Origin of the sequence: Streptomyces sp. ActVer (assembly GCF_027270795.1) — a bacterium.
In the GTDB taxonomy this organism is placed as follows: Bacteria; Actinomycetota; Actinomycetes; order Streptomycetales; family Streptomycetaceae; genus Streptomyces; species Streptomyces umbrinus_A.
In genome coordinates this window covers 1-19,189 of the sequence record NZ_JAPWHT010000180.1, presented here as the reverse complement: position 1 = coordinate 19,189, position 19,189 = coordinate 1, and the positions used below count along the sequence as shown (strand labels likewise).

Here is a 19,189-nt window from a genome sequence, read left to right as displayed (position 1 = left end):
GCGCGAACGGGTTGGCCCAGGGCGGAGGGCCTGAGGGGGTCGAACCGGGCGGCACCGGAGTGGCCGGACCCGCACCCGCGCCCGTACCCGGAACCTGCGGCATCCCGCCCGGCAGCGACGTCACCGTCTGCTGGTCGTGCACCGAAGGCGGTGTCGGGCCGGACCCCTCTCCAGGGGCCGCGTCCACCGGTGGAGCCCAGGGGTTCGGCTCGGCGGACGGCTTGCTCAGCGGGACCTTCGCCGCGGGAGCCGCGTCCTCGGGGCGGGCCCCCGATTCGTCGCCGGCCGCCGCATCCGGCGTCTGCGCGTCGTCGGACATGCGCGGAGTCCCCTCTGTCGTACGTAGCGTCATGCTACGGCCCGGGCCTCCCCGTACGGACCGCGTCCTACGATGATCCCTGAACCACCGATCAGCCGATCACCCGCGTCCGCCGGACACACGGCCGGACGCCGTCCCGGGGAGAGACCCTTGACCGACCACCACGACCTGCACGCCTTCATCGCCGGACTGCCCAAGGCCGAACTCCACGTCCACCACGTCGGGTCAGCCTCCCCCCGTATCGTCTCCGAGCTGGCAGCCCGCCACCCCGACTCCAAGGTGCCGTCGGACCCCGAGGCCCTGGTCGACTACTTCACCTTCACGGACTTCGCCCACTTCATCGACGTGTACCTGTCCGTCGTGGACCTGATCCGCACCCCCGAGGACGTACGTCTGCTGACGTACGAGGTCGCCCGGGACATGGCCCGCCAGCAGATCCGCTACGCGGAGCTGACGATCACGCCGTTCTCGTCGACCCGTCGCGGTATCGACGAGGGCGCCTTCATGGAGGCGATCGAGGACGCGCGCACGTCCGCCGAAGCCGACTTCGGGACCGTGCTGCGCTGGTGCTTCGACATCCCGGGCGAGGCGGGTCTCGAATCCGCCGAGGAGACGGTCCGGCTCGCCACCACCGACAAGCTCCGCCCGGAGGGCCTGGTCTCCTTCGGGCTCGGCGGACCCGAGATCGGCGTGCCCCGGCCGCAGTTCAAGCCGTACTTCGACCGTGCGATCGCGGCCGGCCTGCACTCCGTACCGCACGCGGGCGAGACGACGGGACCGGAGACGATCTGGGACGCGCTGACCGATCTGCGCGCCGAGCGCATCGGGCACGGCACCAGCTCCGCCCGGGACCCGAAGCTCCTCGCGCACCTGGCCGAGCACCGGATCGCGCTGGAGGTCTGCCCGACGTCCAACATCGCCACCCGCGCGGTGCGCACGCTCGACGAGCACCCCATAAAGGAGTTCGTCCGGGCCGGAGTCGTCGTCACGATCAACTCCGACGACCCGCCGATGTTCGGCACCGACCTCAACAACGAGTACGCGGTGGCCGCCCGCCTCCTCGACCTGGACGAGCGGGGTCTCGCCGCGCTCGCCAAGAACTCCGTCGAGGTCTCCTTCCTCGACGACGCCGGCAAGGCGAAGCTCGCCGAGGACATCGACACGTACACCTCTGCCTGGCTGGCTCCCTGAGCCAGCACAATGGGCCCATGCGTACCGTGACAGCCGTGGCCCATCGCGGCGACCCCTACCGCGTCCGCGAGAACACGATCGACTCCCTGCGTTCCGCGCTCCAACAGGGCGCGGACGCGGTGGAGATCGACGTCCGGCTCACCCGCGACGGCGTGCCCGTGCTGCTGCACGACAGCACGCTGAAGCGGTTGTGGGAGCAGGACCGGCCGTTGGTGTCGCTCTCCTCGGACGAGGTGCGGGGCCTGACCTTCGGCGGTGTTCCCACGCTGGAGGAGGCACTGAAGTCGACGGACGACGGCCGGTTCATGGTCGACCTGCCGGGTCCGGCGGACGCGCGTGCCGTCCGCCGGATCGTCGGCGTCATCCGTGACCTCGGCGCCGAGGAACGCGTGTACTACTGCGCGGGCGCCGACGTCATGCTCGCCGTCCGCGCGGCCGACCCCGCCGCGGAGATCGCCCTCACCTGGACGACCCTCGCGCCCCCGCGGCCCGCACTGCTCGACGCGGTGCGGCCCCGCTGGCTCAACTACCGCTTCGGGCTTGCCAATCGCGACGTGATCGCCCGTACGCACCGCGACGGGTATCTGGTCTCGGTGTGGACGCCGGACACCCGCCGCTCCATGCGGCGCCTCCTCGACGCGGGCGTCGACTCGATCACCACGAACCGCATCGACACACTGTGCTCCCTGCGCAAGGGCCCGAAGGGCTAGAGAGCGGGGCCCGCGAACTCCAGCGGCGGGGCGATCGCCTGGGCGTCCGCCCCCTCCCCCACCCACAGTCCGATCAGCAGCGCCGCCGTCGCCTCCAGCAGCCCGGCCCGGTCCAGGCCGCCCGCGTTCAACGGCTCGCAGCCCAGGTCGCGTACGAGCCTGCGTACGACGGTCAGCGCCGCCTCGTCGTCCCCGCACAGCGGGACCGCCAGCGGGCGGCCGTCGAAGACCGGCGGGGTCAGCCGCCAGACGTCCACGTGGCAGAGGTTGAAGGCCTTGACGACGGTTGCGGCCGTGGCGGCGGAGGCGATCCGCTCGGCCGCCGCGGGCCCGCCCGCCGTGAGCATGGCGAAGCCCGGGCCCACCGGGTTGGTGCAGTCGATCAGCACCCGCCCGCGGAGCACGTCCTCAAGACCGGCGACCACGTCGACCACCGCCGTGTACGGCAGCGCCAGCAGCACCGCGTCCGTGCCGAACTCGGCCGCCTCCCTCAGTCCGCCCGACCGGCTTCCCGCGCGCACTTCGTGTCCGGCCCGCCGCCACTGCGTGCCGAGCGCGTCCGCCATGCCGCCCGTGCCGAGAATCCCTATGCGCATCCGCCCGTACCTCCGGTCCATGGGTCGATCTCCCACGACAGTAGGAAGCCGCTCGGGCACCATTCGGTGTGTGAGCACCGAACCGTTCTTCCTCGCCGACTGCCGCGCCCGGCTCGCCTTCGACCTGCTCTCCAACACCTGGAACGCCGTAGTCGTCTGGGCGCTGCGGCACGGGCCTCGACGCCCGGGTGAACTGCGTGAACACATCGGCGGGATCAGTCAGAAGGTCCTGACGGAGACGCTGCGGCGGCTGGAGTTCAACGGTCTGGTCGTGCGGCGCGCGTACGCCGGGTCGCCGCCCCGGGTGGAGTACGAACTCAGCGCGCTGGGGCGGACGTTGCTCGACCCGATCGCGACGTTCGGGGCGTGGGCCTTCGACCACGGGGACGAGGTGATGGCGGCCCAGGAACGGGCAACTAGCTTGTCACCCGCGACTTCTGACGGACCGTCGCCGCATCGGCCGGGGTCGAGCGCGTGACGTACTGGGGAATCGGTGCCGTGTCCTTTCCCGTGTCGCGGACCAGTCCGTAGCGGATGGCGCCCTGGGCGGGGCCGGTCATGACGTCCTTGGTCACGGCGTCCCGGTTCGACGGGAAGACGATGAGTCCGTAGTCGGCGCCCCGCTCGTTCTGGGTGAGGGTGACGGTGCCGTCGACGTAGAAGTACTCGTTCTGCCACATCTGTTGGGTGCCGTTGGGCAGGACGGTGTAGCCGACACGCGGTCCGCCCATGCCGGAGGTGTAGCCGTCGGCGTTCTCCTCGAAGGTGTCGTCCATCCGGCGGCCGCCGCCCGAGGCCACGTGGAACAGCTTCCCCTTGAGGCCTGTCCAGGCCGGCATGACCAGGGCGCCGGGCCGCGACTTGGGGGAGATCTGCCAGCGCACCAGCACATAGCCCTGGCCGGTGAGCGTCACGCTGTCCCCGCGGTGCTGCATCACGGCCTTGGGTCCGCCGGTGCTGGTGAGCCCGGACTCGGGGCGGCGCGGCAGGTCCGCGGGCCGCGCGTTCGGGTCCGGGGCCTGGTCGACGGCGTCGACGACCGTGCCGTACAGGTCCTGCCGGGTTCTGCTGGGGGACGGTGACGGGCTGGGTTTCGCGGTGGGGCTCGGCGCCTTGGGCCGCGAGGTGCTCGCCGCCGTGGGCGGGGCGGCGGCCTTTGGCGGCGGTGTCGCGTCCGGCTGGGTGACGACGTAGGCGCCGCCCGCGACGATGGTCGCCCCGGCCGTCATGGCGACGGCGGGCTTGGTGAGCGCGGCGACGACCTTGGCGGACCAGCCGACCCCCGTGGCGGCGGTCGTCGCGGCGGCCGCCGTCTTGCCGCCGAGGGCGAGCGAGAGCGTGAAGCCGACCGGGATCGGGACGAGCGCGAGCCCGACGAGCAGCCGTTCGGCCGGTACGACCGCCTCGCCGGGCGCGGCGCAGTGGCGGCAGCCGCGGATGTGCCGGGCCAGCCGTTTGCGCCACACCGAGTCGGGGCGGCCGTCCCAGCGGGCGGCCAGCTCGCGCAGTTCGGGGCAGGACGAGTCGAGGGCCCGCACGATGCCGCGCGCGGCCTCCAGGCGGGCCTTCATCCGCTGGACGCGTACGGCGGTGTGCTGGCGGCTGATGCCGACGGCCGCGGCCAGTTCGCGCCGGGTGAGTTCGCCCGCGACCTCCAGCCACCACAGCGACAGCAGTTGCCGGTCCTCGTCGTCGAGCCAGCGCACCGCCTCCGCGACCTCGCGCCGCTGGCCCTCCAACTGGAGCCGCAGCACGGTGAGTTCGGCGAAGTCGGTGGCTTCCTGGGCCGCGTCGTCGGCCAGTGACTCGGAGGTCCGGCGTCTGGCGCGGTCGCGTATCTGCCGCATGGCGATGGCGACCAGCCAGGAGCGGAAGCTGTCCGGGTCACGCAGGGTGCCGAGGTTGCCGACGGCGCGCAGCATGGTCTCCTGCACGACGTCGTCGACGTCCGCGTGACCGTTCAGCGCGCGGCCGACGATGTTGTAGACCAGCGGCAGCCAGCCCTCGACGAGTTCGTCGAGCGCGCGCCGGTCACCGGCCTGTGCCGCCGCGATCGTCGTACGCCACTGCCGCCCGTTCACGTACGTCCCTTCCACGTACGTCCCATTCACGTACGTCCCTTTCCGGAGAGGTGTCACTTGGCGTAGAGCAGCGTCCCGAAGCCGAGCTGGTCGAAGCCGCCGCTGTTCGGGCCGTAGTCACCGCCTCCGCCTTCCGCACGCACCTTCTCAGCCATGGCCGTGATGTTCGGAACGGAGAGCCGACGACGGCGCGCGTAGTGGTAGTGCAGGATCTCCCAAACGGGACGAGCCTCTCCACGTGCTATGCCGGAAATCACAGCCTGCTCGTTGTACTTGCCGTTCCCGGTGCCGCTGCGCCAGCTGTACTTGGTGAAGGGCACGTCGCCGCCGAGGTTGTACTTGGCGACGTACTCGGCGCCCTTCATGAACCGGCTGTCGTCGTAGCCGTAGAGGTCGACGCCCTGGTTCCAGGCCATCTCGCAGATCGCGCCCATCTGGCCCACGCCCATCGCGGTGTGCCCCTGGTCGCGGCCGGACTCCTGCCACTGGGCGAGGCCGTCGGACTCGTGGACGAAGGGGACGGCGTTCCCGATCGAGCCGTTGCCCGCGCCCTTCCTGAAGTACTCCACCGCGCGGTCGAACAGGGTCCTGTCGTCGCAGAGGATGCCGATGGCCATGACCGAAGCCACGTTGCACAGGTCCCAGTTGGCCCAGTAGTTGGTGATGACGGCGCCGTTGTGGTGGGTGAGGAAGTCCTCGTTCATGGGGTGGAAGACCTTGAGCATCATCTTCTGGAAGCGGGCCAGGTCGAAGCCGTCGTGGTCGCGCACCAGCTCGGCGGCGTTGGCGAACTGGTAGCCGTAGAGCCCGGCGGCCAGGAACCGGTCGGCGTTGCCGGTGACCGTGGTGAGCGTGGCCGACCAGGCGTTGAGGATCGCGACGGCCGCCTCGGCGTTCTCCTTCGTGCCCGCGATCTTCCAGCGCAGGGCGTTCTGGTAGGCGGCGTGGATGTCGTTGTAGAGGGACACGTAGTTCTGGCCGGTGCCGCCGCGGACGACCGTGGCCTGCGGCCTGGGGGCCCAGGTGCTCGCGGAGTGCCGGTTGGCGGTCAGCCGCTGCCAGCCCGCAGTCCAGGGCTCCCGGCGGGCGGCGACGCGCACCTTGGCCCGGTTGAGGTCGCCCGCGTTGTGCAGCATCCCGGGGTGCGCGAAGACCGGCTTCCCGGCGGACGCGCCGGGCGACGGGGAGGCACCGGTCTGCGCCGCGTCGGCCGAGTCACCACCGCCCAACGAGACCGCGACACCGCCGACGGCTCCCGCGGCGGCGACACCACCGGCCATCTGGAGGGCGCTGCGGCGGCTGATGCGGTGCTTGTTGTGCTCTGCCACGAATGACTCCTGTGCGGATGGAGGGGCGTGTGCGCTGTGTGTTGCACGCGCTGTGTGCGGTGCGTGTGGTGCTTGTGCACAGGAGACGGAGGAGAGGCTTCCGGGATAACAGTTTTCCGGCACCGCCGTGAGTCGCCCTAGAGGGAACCCCTGACAACACCCTTGTCCAGCAAGGCAGTTGATGAGGGTCGCGGCCAGGGTCGGCCCCCTCCTCGGAGAGGATCCGCGGCGACGGCGTACGACCGGAGGATGAAGGTCACCGACCACCCCTGGGAGTCAGCCGATGCATCTCCGTATCCGTACCGCCTGTGCCGCCGTCGTGGTCCTGGGCCTCACCGCGGGGCCCCTGGCCGGGACCGCGCTCGCCACCCCCGCCCCCACGGCGGTCGTACGGGAGACCGTGAGTCCGAAAACCGACAAGGCCTTACGCGAAGCGCTGAAGGGAATTCCGGACAAGGACACGACGGCCGCGCTCGTACGCGTCGGGGGCAAGGCCGGCACCTGGCGGGGCAGCGCCGGGGTGCACGACCTGGCGAGTGGCCGCAAGGCTCTGGAACACGGGCGGTTCAGGGCCGGTTCGACCACCAAGGTGGTCACCGCGGCCGTCGTGCTGCAGCTCGCCGCCGAAGGCAGGATCGACCTGGACCGACACGTCCAGACCTACCTCCCCGGCCTCCTCTCGAAGGCGTTCGAGCCCATCACCGTACGGCAGTTGCTGACCTTCACCAGCGGGCTGAAGCCCGGAGCGACGCTGGGTGACGTGAACGGCGAGGGGTACGAGCGACGGTTCGAGACGCTGACCCCTGAGGCGGTCGTGGCCTCGTCCGTCGCCGCAGGCCCCGCCTTCCGCCCGGGCACGCGGCAGAAGTACGCCAACATCGACTACACCGTGCTCGGCCTGCTCATCGAGAAGGTCACCCACGACACGTACGAGCACCAGGCGGCCGTACGGGTCCTGCGGCCGGCCGGGATGCGCCACACGTCCTTCCCCGGCGGCCCCGACCCGCGTATCCACGGCCCGCACAACCGCGGCTACCAGATCCTGGCGGACGGCAGGCTGGTGGACGCCACCGAGTGGAACATGTCGGACCGGTGGGCCGCGGGCGACATGATCTCGACGACGGAGGACCTGGAACGCCTGCTCTTCGCCCTGTTCCGCGGCCGACTGGTCCCCCGACCCCTCCTGGACAAGGAGATGTTCACGCTCCCCGACGTGCCGAACGCCACGATGAGCGCCGGCCTCCAGCAGTACGAGCTCGACGACGGCACCGTCATCTGGGCCAAGTCCGGTGCCAGGCCCGGCTACAACACGGTGATCGCCGCCACGCGCAATCTGTCACGCACCCTCGTGTTTTCTGTGAACGCGACCGACGCGAAGAGCGAGGAGACGAATCCGGTGGCCGAGCGGATCCTTTGGGCGACGTTCGGAACCGGGTGACTCATCCGGACCTGCCCCGAACGGCCGTTGGCGTCCGAGAACCGACTCTGCTGATTCAGGGCGTACCGGAACCCGCGGGCAGCACGAGCCGGAAGACGCTGCCGCGTCCTGTGGCCGTCTCGAGTTCCAGGCGGCCGCCGTGGCCCTGGGCGATCGCGCCCGCGACGGCGAGGCCGAGGCCGGAGCCGCCGTGGTCGTGGGAGCGGGACGGGTCGACCCGGTAGAAGCGTTCGAAGACCCGGTCTGCCTCTTCCGGGGACAGGCCGGGGCCCCGGTCCGCGACTTCCAGCACACAGATCGGCGCCCCTTCGCGCAGCGGTGGCGAGGGGCTCGTCCGGCCGGGGCGGTCTGTGCCTCCGGTGGTGCGGCCCGCCCGGTACCCATGCGTACGTCCACCCTCGTGCCGGGCGGGGTGTGCGTCAGCGCGTTGGCCGGCAGGTTGCCCACGACCTGGCGCAGCCGGTGTGGATCGCCGGTCGTCTCGACCAGTTCCAGGTCCTCCTCGTCGGCGGCCGCCCCGCTGCCGAGGGTGCCCAGTCTGATCAGGCGTCCGTCGCCCTGGTGGGCCGGCGCGCTGACGGAGTCCGCGGCCACTGCCGGCAGATCGACCCGCTCGCTGCGGTAGGCGGGTTCCTTGTCCAGCTTGGCCAGCAGCACAGGGCCAGTTCGGCGAAACCCTGGTTGGTCGTCAGCGGTGTGCGCAGTTCGTGTCCGGCGTCGGCGACGAACCGGCGCAGCCGGGCCTCGGAGAACCCTCGTACGGAGAGACAACGGTGGGGGTGACGTGTCGTCCGGCGGGATGCGGGCGGGGATGGACGGTGACGGGGCGGCTCCGGCAGAAAGGGCGAGCCCGCGGAGGCCCCGGTACGTGGCATCGCCGACCGGAGACCGAGCTGTGCGGAACACTCGCCGTCCGAGCGGGGAAACCGGCGACAGCGGGCTGGGAATTCGCCGAGAGTCGGCTGGGTCTCAGCTGAGAGTCGTAGGCGCGGGTGGCCCGAGTGGTACCGCGGTACCACTCGGGCGCCGAAGACTCCCCTCAGGTCCCAGAGTCCCGGCCCGTCGCGCTCCTAACTTCGAGAGCAGGCACCGCGGCACATCCGCGGCCGGTTTCGAGGCAGGAAAGGCCCACTCCCATGATCGAAGCGCGTGAGCTGACGAAGCGGTACGGCGACAAGACGGTCGTCGACAACCTGACCTTCACCGTGAAGCCCGGTGAGGTGACCGGCTTCCTCGGTCCCAACGGAGCGGGCAAGTCCACGACCATGCGCATGGTCGTCGGCCTGGACGCGCCCACCAGGGGCTCGGTCACCGTGGGCGGCCGGGCCTATGCCAGGCACGCCGCGCCCCTGCACGAGATCGGCACCCTCCTGGAGGCCAAGTCCGTCCATCCCGGGCGCAGCGCCTTCAACCACCTGATGGCGCTCGCGTACACCCACGGCATTTCGCGCCGTCGGGTGGACGAGGTCATCGAACTGGCCGGGCTGACCAGCGTGGCCGGCAAGCGCGTGGGCGCGTTCTCCCTCGGCATGGGCCAGCGGCTCGGCATCGCCTCGGCACTCCTCGGGGACCCGGCGATCGTCGCCGTCGTCGCGCCCCGCCTGACCCGGCGCCTGCTGGACGCCTACGCCCACCAGGTACTCGCACCGGCCGACGCCCCCGTCGCCGAGGACCCCCGCCTGGGAACCCTCAGCGACCGTGAACGAGAGGTCCTGGTCGCCATCGGCCACGGCTGGACGAACACGGAGATCGCCGAACGGCTCGTCCTCACCGAGTCCACGGTGAAGAAGCACGTCGGCCGGGTCCTCGCCAAGATCGGCGCACGCGACCGGATCCAGGCCGTGATCATGGCGTACGACTCCGGCCTGGTCAGGGCCAAGTCATAGCCCCGCGATCGCGTTCCATCGCTTCGCGAAGTCCGTGCGTTCCTTCGACGTGATGTCCCGTGCGATCGCGAGCCGCTTGCGCATGGCGGTGTCGGGGAAGATGAGCGGGTCCTCGGCCAGGGCGGCGGTCTCCTCGTCCTTGGCGGAGGCGAGGATGTCCTGGGCGGCCGGGACGGGGCAGACATAGTTGACCCAGGCGGCGAGTCCGGCGGCGACGGACGGCTCGTAGTAGTAGTCGACGAGGGTCTCCGCGTTCGCCTTGTGGCGGGCGAGGTTCGGGATCATCAGGGACTCGGACCAGAGTTCGGCGCCCTCCTCCGGGACGACGAACTCGATGTCGGGGTCGTCGGCCTGGAGCTGGATCACGTCACCGCTGTACGCCTGGCAGGCCAGTACGTCGCCGCTCGACAGGTCCTTGATGTAGTCGTTGCCGGTGAAGCGGCGGATGTGGTCCGTGCGGACGAGCTTCTCGACCTGCTCGCACATCGTGTGGAAGTCGTCCGCGGTCCACCTGGTGATGTCGACGCCATTGCCCTGCATGAGCAGCGCGAACGCCTCGTCGAGACCGGAGAGGAGCGTGACGCGGCCCTTCAGGTCGTCCGCCCACAGGTCGGAGACGTGCCGGATCTCGCGGCCGACCTTGCGGCGGTTGTACGCGATGCCGGTGATCCCCGACTGCCACGGCACGCTGTGCCCCCGGCCCGGGTCGAAGGCCGGTGAACGCAGTTGCGGGTCCAGGTACTTGGTGACGTTGGGCTGCCTGGATCTGTCCATCTCCTGGACCCAGCCCAGGCGTACGAACCGCGCGCACATCCAGTCGCTGATCACCATCAGGTCCCGGCCGGTCTCCTGATGGTTCATCAGGGAGGGGCTGACCTTCCCGAAGAACTCGTCGTTGTCGTTGATCTCCTCGGTGTACGTGACCTGGATCCCGGTGCGCTTCTCGAAGGCGTCCAGGGTGGGGCGCCTCGACTCGTCCTCGTCGTCCGTGTCGATGTAGAGGGGCCAGTTGGCCCACGTCAGGCGCTTGTCCGTGGCCGAAAGGTCGCTTCTCGACCGGTCCGACGGCGCGACGTACGCCGCCGGTACGCCGCAGCCGGCGGCCAGTGCGGTGGCTGCGCCCGTGCCGAGGGTGCGCAGCAGGGTGCGGCGGGAGATTCGCGTTCTCTGGTTCGGGTTCGCTGGCACGTGGGCAGCATGGCGCCTGCCCTGCCGGACGGGCAATGGACGCTGCGTCGATCCGTCCGCCTCGGGGGCGACACAGTGTCGCCCCCGCCGCCCTTACCGATTCCCGTCCCTGCCTCAGGGGCTCCGCCCCCGAACCCCCGCTCCTCAAACGCCGGAGGGGCTGAAGATTTCGCGGCCCGGGCCGACACATTCAGCCCGTCCGGCGTTTGAGGACGAGGCCGTTCAGGCCGATGCGGGGGGTCTGAGGGCGGCAGCCCCCAGGATCGGGACGGGAAGGGGCGGCGGGGGCGGGAACACCACCTCCACCCACAGCCCGCCCTCCCCCCGGGCCCGCGCCTCCACCACACCCCCGTGCGCCGCCGCGATCGCCGCCACGATCGACAAGCCCAACCCGGACCCCTCCCGGGCGCGAGCCCGAGACCGCACCCGCTCAGCTCCCACCCTCCGAAACGGTTCGAACAGAACGCCCACCTGATCCCCCTGCACCACGGGCCCACTGTTCACGACCCGCAAGGAGGCCCGCCCGTCGACGACCCCGGTCCAGACGGAAACCCAACCCCCCTCCCCCGACGGCACGTTGTGGCGCACCGCGTTCTCGACGAGGTTGCTCACCAGCCGCCCGATCAACTGCGGATCCCCGACCGGCGCCGCGGGCGAGAGCTCGGCGGACACCCGGGGCCCACCGTCGGGCAACAGCTCGCCCGCCACCACGGACAGATCCACGAACTCCCGCTCCGGCACCCCCCGTTGACTGAGCGCCAACGTCAACAACGCCTCGATCAACCGCTCCTGCTCCTGCCCGGCGGCCCGCACCCGAAGACAGGCGGCCCGCAGGGTCTCGGCATCGGCCCCGGGATCGGCGAGCGCCACATCGATGACGGCCTGCTGCAGCGTGAGCGGTGTACGCAACTCGTGCGACGCGTTGGCCACGAACCGCCGCTGCGCCTCGAAGGCGCCTTCGAGGCGGGCGAGCAGATCGTCGAACGTGTCGGCGAGATCCTTGAGTTCGTCGGCCGGCCCGGCCACCGCGAGCCGTCGATGCAGGGCGTCCGCGGAGATCCGCCGCACCGCCCCGGTCATGCTCCGCAGAGGCGCGAGCACCCGCCCGGCCACCAGCCACCCGAGCACGAGCGAGGCAAGCGCCATGACGCCGAGCGCGACCCCCGACTCGACGAAGAGCTGATGGAGCTGGTCGCTGCGCTGGGCGACCAACTGCTCACGTACGTACCCCTGGACGGCGGGCGCCTCCGCTCCCCACTCCCCCGGAGGCGGATCGGGCCTGGTCATCGATACCTGTTCGCCGCGCTCGGACATCAGGGCGTACGTGAGAGCCAGCAGCACCGCGCCCGCCACCACGAACAACCCGCCGTAGACCAACGTCAGCCGCCACCGGATGCTCTGTGGTCCCCGGATGCCCGGCAGCCCGCGCATGCTCTTCCGTCCGCGGATCCGCCACACCGCGGGGAGCCCGAGACGCACGCTCATACCCGGTACCCGGCCTGCGCCACCGTCTCGATCAACGGCGGTTCCCCGAGCTTGCGCCGCAGCCATCTGACCGTCACCTTCACGGTCTGGGTGAACGGATCGGCGGCCTCGTCCCAGGCCCGCTCCAGCAGTTCCTCGGCGGAGACGACGGCCCCGCCCGCCCCCATCAGCAGCTCCAGGACCGAGAACTCCTTCGGGCTGAGAGGGAGTTGGCGGCCGTCGCGGGACGCCACCCGCCGGGCGGGGTCGAGCCGCAGATCGCCGTGGACCAGGACCGGCGGCAGTGCCGGTTGGGCCCGGCGCCCCAACGCCCGTATCCGCGCGACGAGTTCGGTGAACGCGAAGGGCTTCGGCAGATAGTCGTCGGCGCCCATCCCGAGCCCCGCGACCCGGTCGGCGACCGTGCCGGACGCGGTCAGCATCAGTACCCGCGCCCGGCTGCCCCCCTCGGCCAGGGCCCGGCAGACCCGGTCTCCGTGCAGCCCGGGCAGATCACGGTCGAGTACGACGACGTCGTAGCCGTTGACCGTGGCCCGCTCCAGCGCCGCATGGCCGTCCAGCGCGATGTCGACGGCCACACCCTCTCTGCGCAGTCCCGCCGCGACGGTCTCGGCGAGCTCCTCGTGGTCGTCGACCACCAATACGCGCATCGGCATCTCCGGCTGCGTCTCCGGCTGCTGCGAACCCTGCGGCCAGCGTGCCCGCCGGGCGGTAACAGTGCGGTAAGAGCAACCGTTCCCGTGCCGTAACCGCCCGCGCGCTGAGGTGATTCGAGGAGACCCGCACCAGGGAACTCCAGAGACGCACCCAGGAGGATCCACATGCGAAGCACGACGAAAGGGCACCGCCGGCTGGCCGCGGCCTGCGCCCTGATCACCGCCGTCACGCTCGGCGGGGTGTACGCGGGCCAGGCGGTCGCGGCCGACCCGTCCGCCCCGTCGAGCGGCGGGTCGTCGTCGGAGCCCCCGAAGGACGACGACCCGGACGGTTCGACCGACTGGAAGCGCCAGGACAAGGCCTCCCGCGAGTTCACCGAGTGCGTGCGCGACAACGGCCTGGAGGACTTCCCCGACATCGTCATCCACACGACGGAGGACGGCGACGGCGTACGCGTACGGATCGACGCGGGCGAACGGACGAGCCGTCCCGACCCGGTCTCGAAGGAGTTCCGGAAGGCCGTGAAGGCCTGCAAGCACATCCTGGACGACATCGGCGTCGACTTCCCGGTCCCGCCCGACGAGCCGCCCGGCAAGGGCGACCGGCCCTGGCCCCCGGACTGCGGCGGCCGCGAGGTGCAGAAGAACGAGAAGGGCGACAAGAGCGGGAAGGGTTCCGACGCAGAGCTGAGCGTCGCCGGACTCGTACTCACAAAGACCGTCTGATTCGTACTCGCCCAGCCATCCGGGCGACCGACACGGCACGGCCCCGAGCGGATCAACTCCCGCCCGGGGCCGTGCCGTTCATGCCATCAGCGGCGGACCATCAGCCCTCGATGGACGTCATCACGTGCTTGATCCGCGTGTAGTCGTCGAACCCGTACGCCGAAAGGTCCTTGCCGTAGCCGGACTTCTTGAAGCCGCCGTGCGGCATCTCCGCGACCAGCGGGATGTGCGTGTTGATCCAGACGCAGCCGAAGTCGAGGACCTTGGCCATGCGCATCGCGCGCGAGTGGTCCTTGGTCCAGACGGAGGAGGCGAGTGCGTACTCGACGCCGTTCGCCCACTCGACGGCCTGCGCCTCGTCCGAGAAGGACTGGACGGTGATGACCGGGCCGAAGACCTCGTTCTGGATGATCTCGTCGTCCTGCTTGAGACCCGACACCACGGTCGGAGCGTAGAAGTAGCCCTTGTCGCCGACGCGGTGGCCGCCCGCCTCGACCTTGGCGTGGGCGGGCAGTCGCTCGATGAAGCCGGTGACCTGCTTGAGCTGGTTCGGGTTGTTGAGCGGCCCGTACAGCACGTCCTCGTCGTCCGGCATGCCGGTCTTCGTGTCGGCTGCGGCCTTGGCGAGCGCGGCCACGAACTCGTCGTGGACGGACTCCTGGACGAGGACGCGGGTGGCGGCCGTACAGTCCTGGCCCGCGTTGAAGAAGCCCGCGACCGAGATGTCCTCGACGGCCTTGGCCATGTCGGTGTCCTCGAAGACGACGACCGGCGCCTTGCCGCCCAGCTCCAGGTGAACGCGCTTGACGTCCTTGGCGGCGGACTCGGCGACCGAGATGCCCGCGCGCACTGAGCCGGTGATCGACGCCATGGCGGGCACCGGGTGCTCGACCATCGCGCGGCCGCTGTCGCGGTCGCCGCAGATGACGTTGAAGACGCCCTTGGGGACGATCGAGCCGATGATCTCGGCGATCAGGACCGTGGAGGCGGGCGTGGTGTCCGACGGCTTGAGGACGACCGTGTTGCCGGCCGCGAGCGCGGGGGCGAACTTCCACACGGCCATCATCATCGGGTAGTTCCACGGCGCGACCTGCGCGCAGACGCCGACCGGCTCGCGGCGGACGATCGAGGTCAGGCCCTCCATGTACTCGCCGGCCGCGCGGCCCTCCAGCATGCGCGCCGCGCCCGCGAAGAAGCGGATCTGGTCGACCATGGGCGGGATTTCCTCGGACCGGGTCAGGCCGATGGGCTTGCCGGTGTTCTCGACCTCGGCCGCGATCAGCTCCTCGGCGCGCTCCTCGAAGGCGTCCGCGATCTTGAGCAGGGCCTTCTGGCGCTCGGCCGGGGTCTGGTCGCGCCAGGCCGGGAAGGCCGCGGCGGCTGCGGCCATCGCGGCGTCGACGTCGGCCTGTCCGGACAGCGGCGCGGTGGCGTAGGCCTCGCCCGTCGCGGGGTTGACCACGTCGGTGGTCCGTCCATCGGCGGCATCGCGGAATTCTCCGTCGATGTAATTGCGCAGACGACGCAGCTCGGTGCTCACTGCCGGCCCTCCAGTCAGATGTCCAATCACTGAGACATCCACCCTAGTCCCGCGTCCCACGTTTTCAACACCCCCGATCGCCCCAGAACTGCGAAATCCGCACATGCGGGCCGCACAGACAACGAATTTCATCAATCAACTCTTGCGGAACTGCTGATGCCTCATGCACAGTGAGCGCGTGTCCAGTCGCAGCGCAGAGCCAAAGGGCTCCCGAGACACCCGGTCGGGGAACACCACTCCCCCGCTGGACAGCGTCTCCCTCGCCATCATCGAGCAGCTCCAGGAAGACGGCCGCAGGCCGTACGCCGCGATCGGCAAGGCCGTCGGCCTCTCCGAGGCGGCCGTGCGCCAGCGCGTCCAGAAGCTGCTCGACCAGGGCGTGATGCAGATCGTCGCCGTCACGGACCCGCTCACCGTGGGTTTCCGCAGACAGGCGATGGTGGGCATCAATGTCGACGGCGACCTGGAGCCGGTGGCGGACGCGCTGACCGCCATGTCGGAAGTCGAGTACGTGGTGATGACCGCCGGCTCGTTCGACATCCTCGCCGAGATCGTCTGCGAGGACGACGACCACCTGCTGGACGTCATCAACAAACGCATACGGGCCCTGCCCGGCGTGCGCTCCACCGAGAGCTTCGTCTACCTCAAGCTCAAGAAGCAGACCTATATGTGGGGAACCCGATAGCCGTGACCACCAAGGACCTCAGCCGAACCGCGTACGACCACCTGTGGATGCACTTCACCCGCATGTCCTCGTACGAGAACGCTCCCGTCCCCACGATCGTCCGTGGCGAGGGCACCTACATCTACGACGACAAGGGCAAGCGCTACCTCGACGGTCTCGCGGGGCTGTTCGTGGTCCAGGCGGGCCACGGCCGCCGGGAGCTGGCCGAGACGGCGATGAAGCAGGCGCAGGAGCTCGCCTTCTTCCCGATCTGGTCGTACGCCCACCCGAAGGCCGTCGAGCTCGCGGAGCGCCTCGCGAACTACGCGCCGGGCGACCTGAACAAGGTCTTCTTCACCACGGGTGGCGGCGAGGCCGTCGAGACCGCCTGGAAGCTCGCCAAGCAGTACTTCAAGCTGCAGGGCAAGCCGACCAAGTACAAGGTCATCTCCCGCGCGGTCGCCTACCACGGCACCCCGCAGGGCGCCCTGTCCATCACGGGCCTGCCGGCCCTGAAGGCCCCGTTCGAGCCGCTGGTCCCGGGCGCCCACAAGGTCCCGAACACCAACATCTACCGCGCGCCCTCCTTCCTCGACCAGGGGTCCGGCGTCTCCCCCGAGGCCTTCGGCCGCTGGGCCGCCGACCAGATCGAGGAGCAGATCCTCTTCGAGGGCCCGGAGACGGTCGCCGCCGTCTTCCTGGAGCCGGTGCAGAACGCCGGCGGCTGTTTCCCGCCGCCGCCCGGCTACTTCCAGCGCGTCCGCGAGATCTGCGACCAGTACGACGTGCTGCTCGTCTCCGACGAGGTCATCTGCGCCTTCGGCCGCCTGGGCACGATGTTCGCCTGCGACAAGTTCGACTACGTGCCGGACATGATCACCTGCGCCAAGGGCATGACGTCGGGCTACTCCCCGATCGGCGCGTGCATCATCTCGGACCGGCTTGCCGAGCCGTTCTACAAGGGCGACAACACCTTCCTGCATGGCTACACCTTCGGCGGCCACCCGGTGTCGGCGGCCGTGGGTCTCGCGAACCTCGACCTGTTCGAGCGCGAGAACCTCACCCAGCACGTGCTGGACAACGAGGGGGCGTTCCTCTCCACCCTGCAGAAGCTGCACGACCTGCCGATCGTCGGCGACGTCCGCGGCAACGGCTTCTTCTACGGCATCGAGCTGGTGAAGGACAAGGCCACCAAGGAGACCTTCACGGACGAGGAGTCGGAGCGCGTGCTCTACGGCTTCGTCTCCAAGAAGCTCTTCGAGTACGGCCTCTACTGCCGCGCCGACGACCGCGGTGACCCGGTCATCCAGCTCTCGCCGCCGCTGATCTCCGACCAGTCGACCTTCGACGAGATCGAGGGGATCGTCCGCCAGGTGCTGACGGAGGCGTGGGCGAAGCTCTGATCCCGCCGAGCCCCCAGGGGCTCTGACCGTGACACGGCTCAGCCTGGGCTCCGGCTCCGGCTCCGGCTCCGGCTCCGATGAGCTGAATCTGTGATCAACACCGGCCCCGGTGCCGCCCGTTCGAGTGAGAATGGGCGCCCCGGGGCCGCGTGTTGTCTCTACTCACGCCACTGACTACCTAGCGTGCCCATTGAATCCTCCCCCTCGTGGCCGAGGGGGATTCCTGGTTCACGCCGCTCGGCCGCTCAGCGAACGGTCGAGTCTTACGCGATCGACACCAGCCGGGTTGAAACCAGCCCGGACGGCATAAATGCCTAGGAGGCAGCGCGTGCTTGGTTCTCACGACGCACTGCCCACGACGCACCCTACGCGTGACCGGGACCGTGACCGAATGCCTCCGTCTTCGTTCCCCCGTACGGGGGACTCAGCACGGCATTTCTGATCGAACCGAGGTGTACGCGATGGTCGCTCCGCCGGACAACGACGTGCTGTGGGCACGCGCCCTGCACGTCAAGCACAACGGCTCGCCCGCGCTCACCGGCGTCTCGCTCGGGGTTCGCGAGGGCGAGATCCTCGCCGTCGGCGGCCCGCGTGGCAGCGGCAAGACGACCCTGCTCCAGTGCCTGTCCGGGCAGTTGCGGGCGCAGCAGGGCGAGGTCTGGTTCAACAGCACGCCCGTGCACACCATGGGTCCGCTGACCCGCGAGCGGCTGCGCCGCGACCGGTTCGCCTGGATCGACCCGACGCCGGTCCTGGTCCCTGAGCTGAACGCCTGGGAGAACGCGGCCCTGCCCCTGATGCTGCGCGGTGTCTCGCGCCGCCGCGCCAAGACCGCCGCCCTGGAGTGGCTGGACCGCCTCGACATCGGCGGCTGCGCCCGCAAACGCCCGTACGCGCTTCTGCACGCCGAGCGACAGCGCGTGGCCATCGCCCGCGCCCTGGCCCCCGCGCCGACCGTGCTCTTCGCCGACGAGCCCACCGCCCCGCTGCACCGCGCCGACCGGGCCCAGGTGCTGCGTACGCTCACGACGGCGGCCCGTTCGCACGGGATCACCGTCGTACTGGCCACGCACGACGCGGACACCGCGGCCCTCGCCGACCGCACGGTGTCGCTGCTCGACGGGCGGCGCGTGAACACCGTCCATCTGCCGCCGGTGTCCGACAGCGTGGAAGGCCGGGCCGCGTGCTCGCTCTCCGTCTAGCGCGCGGGGCCCGCCCCGCCGTCCAGCTCCGCAGACTCCTGGTCGCGGCGGCGTCGGCGGGCACGGGCTTCCTGCTCCTGTGCACCCTGGGGTACGCGATGGGGCACCCGGACGCGTCCGGTGCGGCCGTGCTGCGGCTGGCCTGGTGCGTCGCGCCGCTCGCCGCGACCGTGCAGTTCGCGGTGGCGGTCGCCCGGACCGACCCGGCCACCCGCCCCCGGCAGGGGCTGTCGGCGCTCGGCCTCGGCCCCGCCCGCCTGACGGCCCTCGCGGCGATCTCCACCGCCGTGTCCTGCACGCTCGGTTCGATGATCGCCCTGCTCTTCTTCCTGCATCTGCGCGGCGACCTGACCGGCCTCCCCTTCGACGGCGACGCCGCCGACCTCCTCGCCGCGGACGAGCCGCTGCCCCTCCCGGCCGCGCTCACCCTGCTGGCCCTCGTACCGCTCATCGCCTCGGCGGCCAGCGCGACGGTGCTCCGGCCGCGGGGCCCGAGGCCCAGTCTCACGACGGGCGGACGGCCAGGCCGGCTGAGCGGCTTCGGCGGATACGGCCGCTCCGTCGAACGCGTCGGCTTCGGCGCGTACGGGCGATTCGGGACGCGTACGGAGACACGTACGGAGGCGAAGGCGGGCCCGCGCTCCGAGGGTCAGGACGGTTCCGCGGGCCGGGAGGGTTCCGCGGGCCGGGGCGGCTCCGGGCAGGACACCACCGGCCGCACCGCCTCCGCCGGGCACGGCGGCCCCGAGGTGTCCACCAGTGCCGCGGCGCTCGAC

General features: G+C 70.7%; 17 protein-coding genes and 3 pseudogenes. 10 read left to right on the top strand and 10 right to left on the bottom strand.

Going from position 1 to position 19,189, the window contains the following annotated elements; all coding sequences use genetic code 11:
* Positions 1-319 (bottom strand): annotated as a pseudogene (locus tag O3Q52_RS27040) (precorrin-3B C(17)-methyltransferase); the annotation flags it as partial.
* 98 nt (positions 320-417) lie between these two features.
* Between O3Q52_RS27040 and O3Q52_RS27035 the strand changes: the two are divergent.
* Together O3Q52_RS27035 and O3Q52_RS27030 are read left to right on the top strand one after the other, a co-directional pair.
* A pseudogene (locus O3Q52_RS27035) lies at positions 418-1,510 on the top strand (adenosine deaminase).
* A 17-nt stretch (positions 1,511-1,527) separates the two neighbouring features.
* A complete protein-coding gene (locus O3Q52_RS27030) occupies positions 1,528-2,220 on the top strand; it encodes a glycerophosphodiester phosphodiesterase (RefSeq protein WP_269651330.1) in 693 nt (230 codons plus the stop codon).
* Here O3Q52_RS27030 and O3Q52_RS27025 read toward each other — a convergent pair.
* Positions 2,217-2,816, bottom strand: coding sequence for an NADPH-dependent F420 reductase (locus O3Q52_RS27025; protein WP_269651335.1), 600 nt, complete (start codon positions 2,814-2,816; stop codon positions 2,217-2,219). The genes O3Q52_RS27030 and O3Q52_RS27025 overlap by 4 nt on opposite strands.
* 70 nt (positions 2,817-2,886) lie before the next feature.
* Here O3Q52_RS27025 and O3Q52_RS27020 point away from each other — a divergent pair, with 70 nt between their 5' ends.
* On the top strand, positions 2,887-3,294 hold the full coding sequence (locus tag O3Q52_RS27020; RefSeq protein ID WP_269651329.1) for a helix-turn-helix domain-containing protein: 408 nt from the start codon (positions 2,887-2,889) through the stop codon (positions 3,292-3,294).
* Here O3Q52_RS27020 and O3Q52_RS27015 read toward each other — a convergent pair.
* Both O3Q52_RS27015 and O3Q52_RS27010 read right to left on the bottom strand, forming a co-directional pair.
* Positions 3,233-4,897, bottom strand: coding sequence for an RNA polymerase sigma factor (locus tag O3Q52_RS27015; protein WP_269651334.1), 1,665 nt, complete (start codon positions 4,895-4,897; stop codon positions 3,233-3,235). The genes O3Q52_RS27020 and O3Q52_RS27015 overlap by 62 nt on opposite strands.
* Before the next feature lie 53 nt (positions 4,898-4,950).
* Positions 4,951-6,177, bottom strand: coding sequence for an alginate lyase family protein (locus tag O3Q52_RS27010; RefSeq protein WP_269651333.1), 1,227 nt, complete (start codon positions 6,175-6,177; stop codon positions 4,951-4,953).
* 331 nt (positions 6,178-6,508) lie between these two features.
* Here O3Q52_RS27010 and O3Q52_RS27005 point away from each other — a divergent pair, with 331 nt between their 5' ends.
* The gene (locus O3Q52_RS27005; protein ID WP_269651328.1) at positions 6,509-7,663 is read left to right on the top strand and encodes a serine hydrolase; all 1,155 of its coding nucleotides are present in this window, start codon (positions 6,509-6,511) and stop codon (positions 7,661-7,663) included.
* Positions 7,664-7,718: 55 nt separating this feature from the next.
* Here the strand turns inward: O3Q52_RS27005 and O3Q52_RS54215 are convergent, their stop codons facing one another.
* The gene (locus tag O3Q52_RS54215) at positions 7,719-7,955 is read right to left on the bottom strand and encodes a sensor histidine kinase (RefSeq protein ID WP_332112948.1); all 237 of its coding nucleotides are present in this window, start codon (positions 7,953-7,955) and stop codon (positions 7,719-7,721) included.
* 250 nt (positions 7,956-8,205) lie between these two features.
* On the bottom strand, positions 8,206-8,538 hold the full coding sequence (locus tag O3Q52_RS54210) for a histidine kinase dimerization/phospho-acceptor domain-containing protein (RefSeq protein ID WP_332112947.1): 333 nt from the start codon (positions 8,536-8,538) through the stop codon (positions 8,206-8,208).
* Positions 8,539-8,799: 261 nt separating this feature from the next.
* On the opposite strand from O3Q52_RS54210, the gene O3Q52_RS26995 reads away from it, so the two are divergent.
* A complete protein-coding gene (locus tag O3Q52_RS26995; protein ID WP_269651327.1) occupies positions 8,800-9,549 on the top strand; it encodes an ATP-binding cassette domain-containing protein in 750 nt (249 codons plus the stop codon).
* Here O3Q52_RS26995 and O3Q52_RS26990 read toward each other — a convergent pair.
* From O3Q52_RS26990 to O3Q52_RS26980, 3 genes are all read right to left on the bottom strand, one after another.
* Positions 9,544-10,707: a spermidine/putrescine ABC transporter substrate-binding protein gene (locus tag O3Q52_RS26990; RefSeq protein ID WP_269651332.1), complete on the bottom strand. Its 1,164-nt coding sequence runs from the start codon at positions 10,705-10,707 to the stop codon at positions 9,544-9,546. The two genes, O3Q52_RS26995 and O3Q52_RS26990, sit on opposite strands and share 6 nt — an antisense overlap.
* A gap of 252 nt (positions 10,708-10,959) precedes the next feature.
* Positions 10,960-12,222, bottom strand: a complete 1,263-nt coding sequence (locus tag O3Q52_RS26985) for a cell wall metabolism sensor histidine kinase WalK (protein WP_269651326.1) — start codon at positions 12,220-12,222, stop codon at positions 10,960-10,962.
* Complete coding sequence (locus tag O3Q52_RS26980) at positions 12,219-12,872, bottom strand: response regulator transcription factor (RefSeq protein ID WP_269651325.1); 654 nt, start codon at positions 12,870-12,872, stop codon at positions 12,219-12,221. Before O3Q52_RS26980 ends, O3Q52_RS26985 begins: the two co-directional genes overlap by 4 nt.
* Positions 12,873-13,043: 171 nt before the next feature.
* Between O3Q52_RS26980 and O3Q52_RS26975 the strand changes: the two genes are divergently transcribed.
* Positions 13,044-13,604, top strand: a complete 561-nt coding sequence (locus O3Q52_RS26975) for a hypothetical protein (RefSeq protein ID WP_269651324.1) — start codon at positions 13,044-13,046, stop codon at positions 13,602-13,604.
* Between the two features lie 100 nt (positions 13,605-13,704).
* Here the strand turns inward: O3Q52_RS26975 and O3Q52_RS26970 are convergent, their stop codons facing one another.
* Entirely contained in the window at positions 13,705-15,144 is a 1,440-nt protein-coding gene (locus O3Q52_RS26970; RefSeq protein WP_269651323.1) for a gamma-aminobutyraldehyde dehydrogenase, read from the bottom strand.
* Positions 15,145-15,307: 163 nt separating this feature from the next.
* Here O3Q52_RS26970 and O3Q52_RS26965 point away from each other — a divergent pair, with 163 nt between their 5' ends.
* The 4 genes and pseudogenes from O3Q52_RS26965 to O3Q52_RS26950 all read left to right on the top strand — a co-directional run.
* Positions 15,308-15,829 (top strand): Lrp/AsnC family transcriptional regulator, encoded by a 522-nt coding sequence (locus O3Q52_RS26965; RefSeq protein WP_269651322.1) that lies wholly within the window; start codon positions 15,308-15,310, stop codon positions 15,827-15,829.
* Complete coding sequence (locus O3Q52_RS26960) at positions 15,814-17,211, top strand: aspartate aminotransferase family protein (protein WP_269651321.1); 1,398 nt, start codon at positions 15,814-15,816, stop codon at positions 17,209-17,211. Before O3Q52_RS26965 ends, O3Q52_RS26960 begins: the two co-directional genes overlap by 16 nt.
* 461 nt (positions 17,212-17,672) lie before the next feature.
* Positions 17,673-18,413, top strand: coding sequence for an ABC transporter ATP-binding protein (locus tag O3Q52_RS26955; protein WP_269651320.1), 741 nt, complete (start codon positions 17,673-17,675; stop codon positions 18,411-18,413).
* A pseudogene (locus tag O3Q52_RS26950) lies at positions 18,395-19,189 on the top strand (hypothetical protein); the annotation flags it as partial. The gene O3Q52_RS26955 and the pseudogene O3Q52_RS26950, both read left to right, overlap by 19 nt.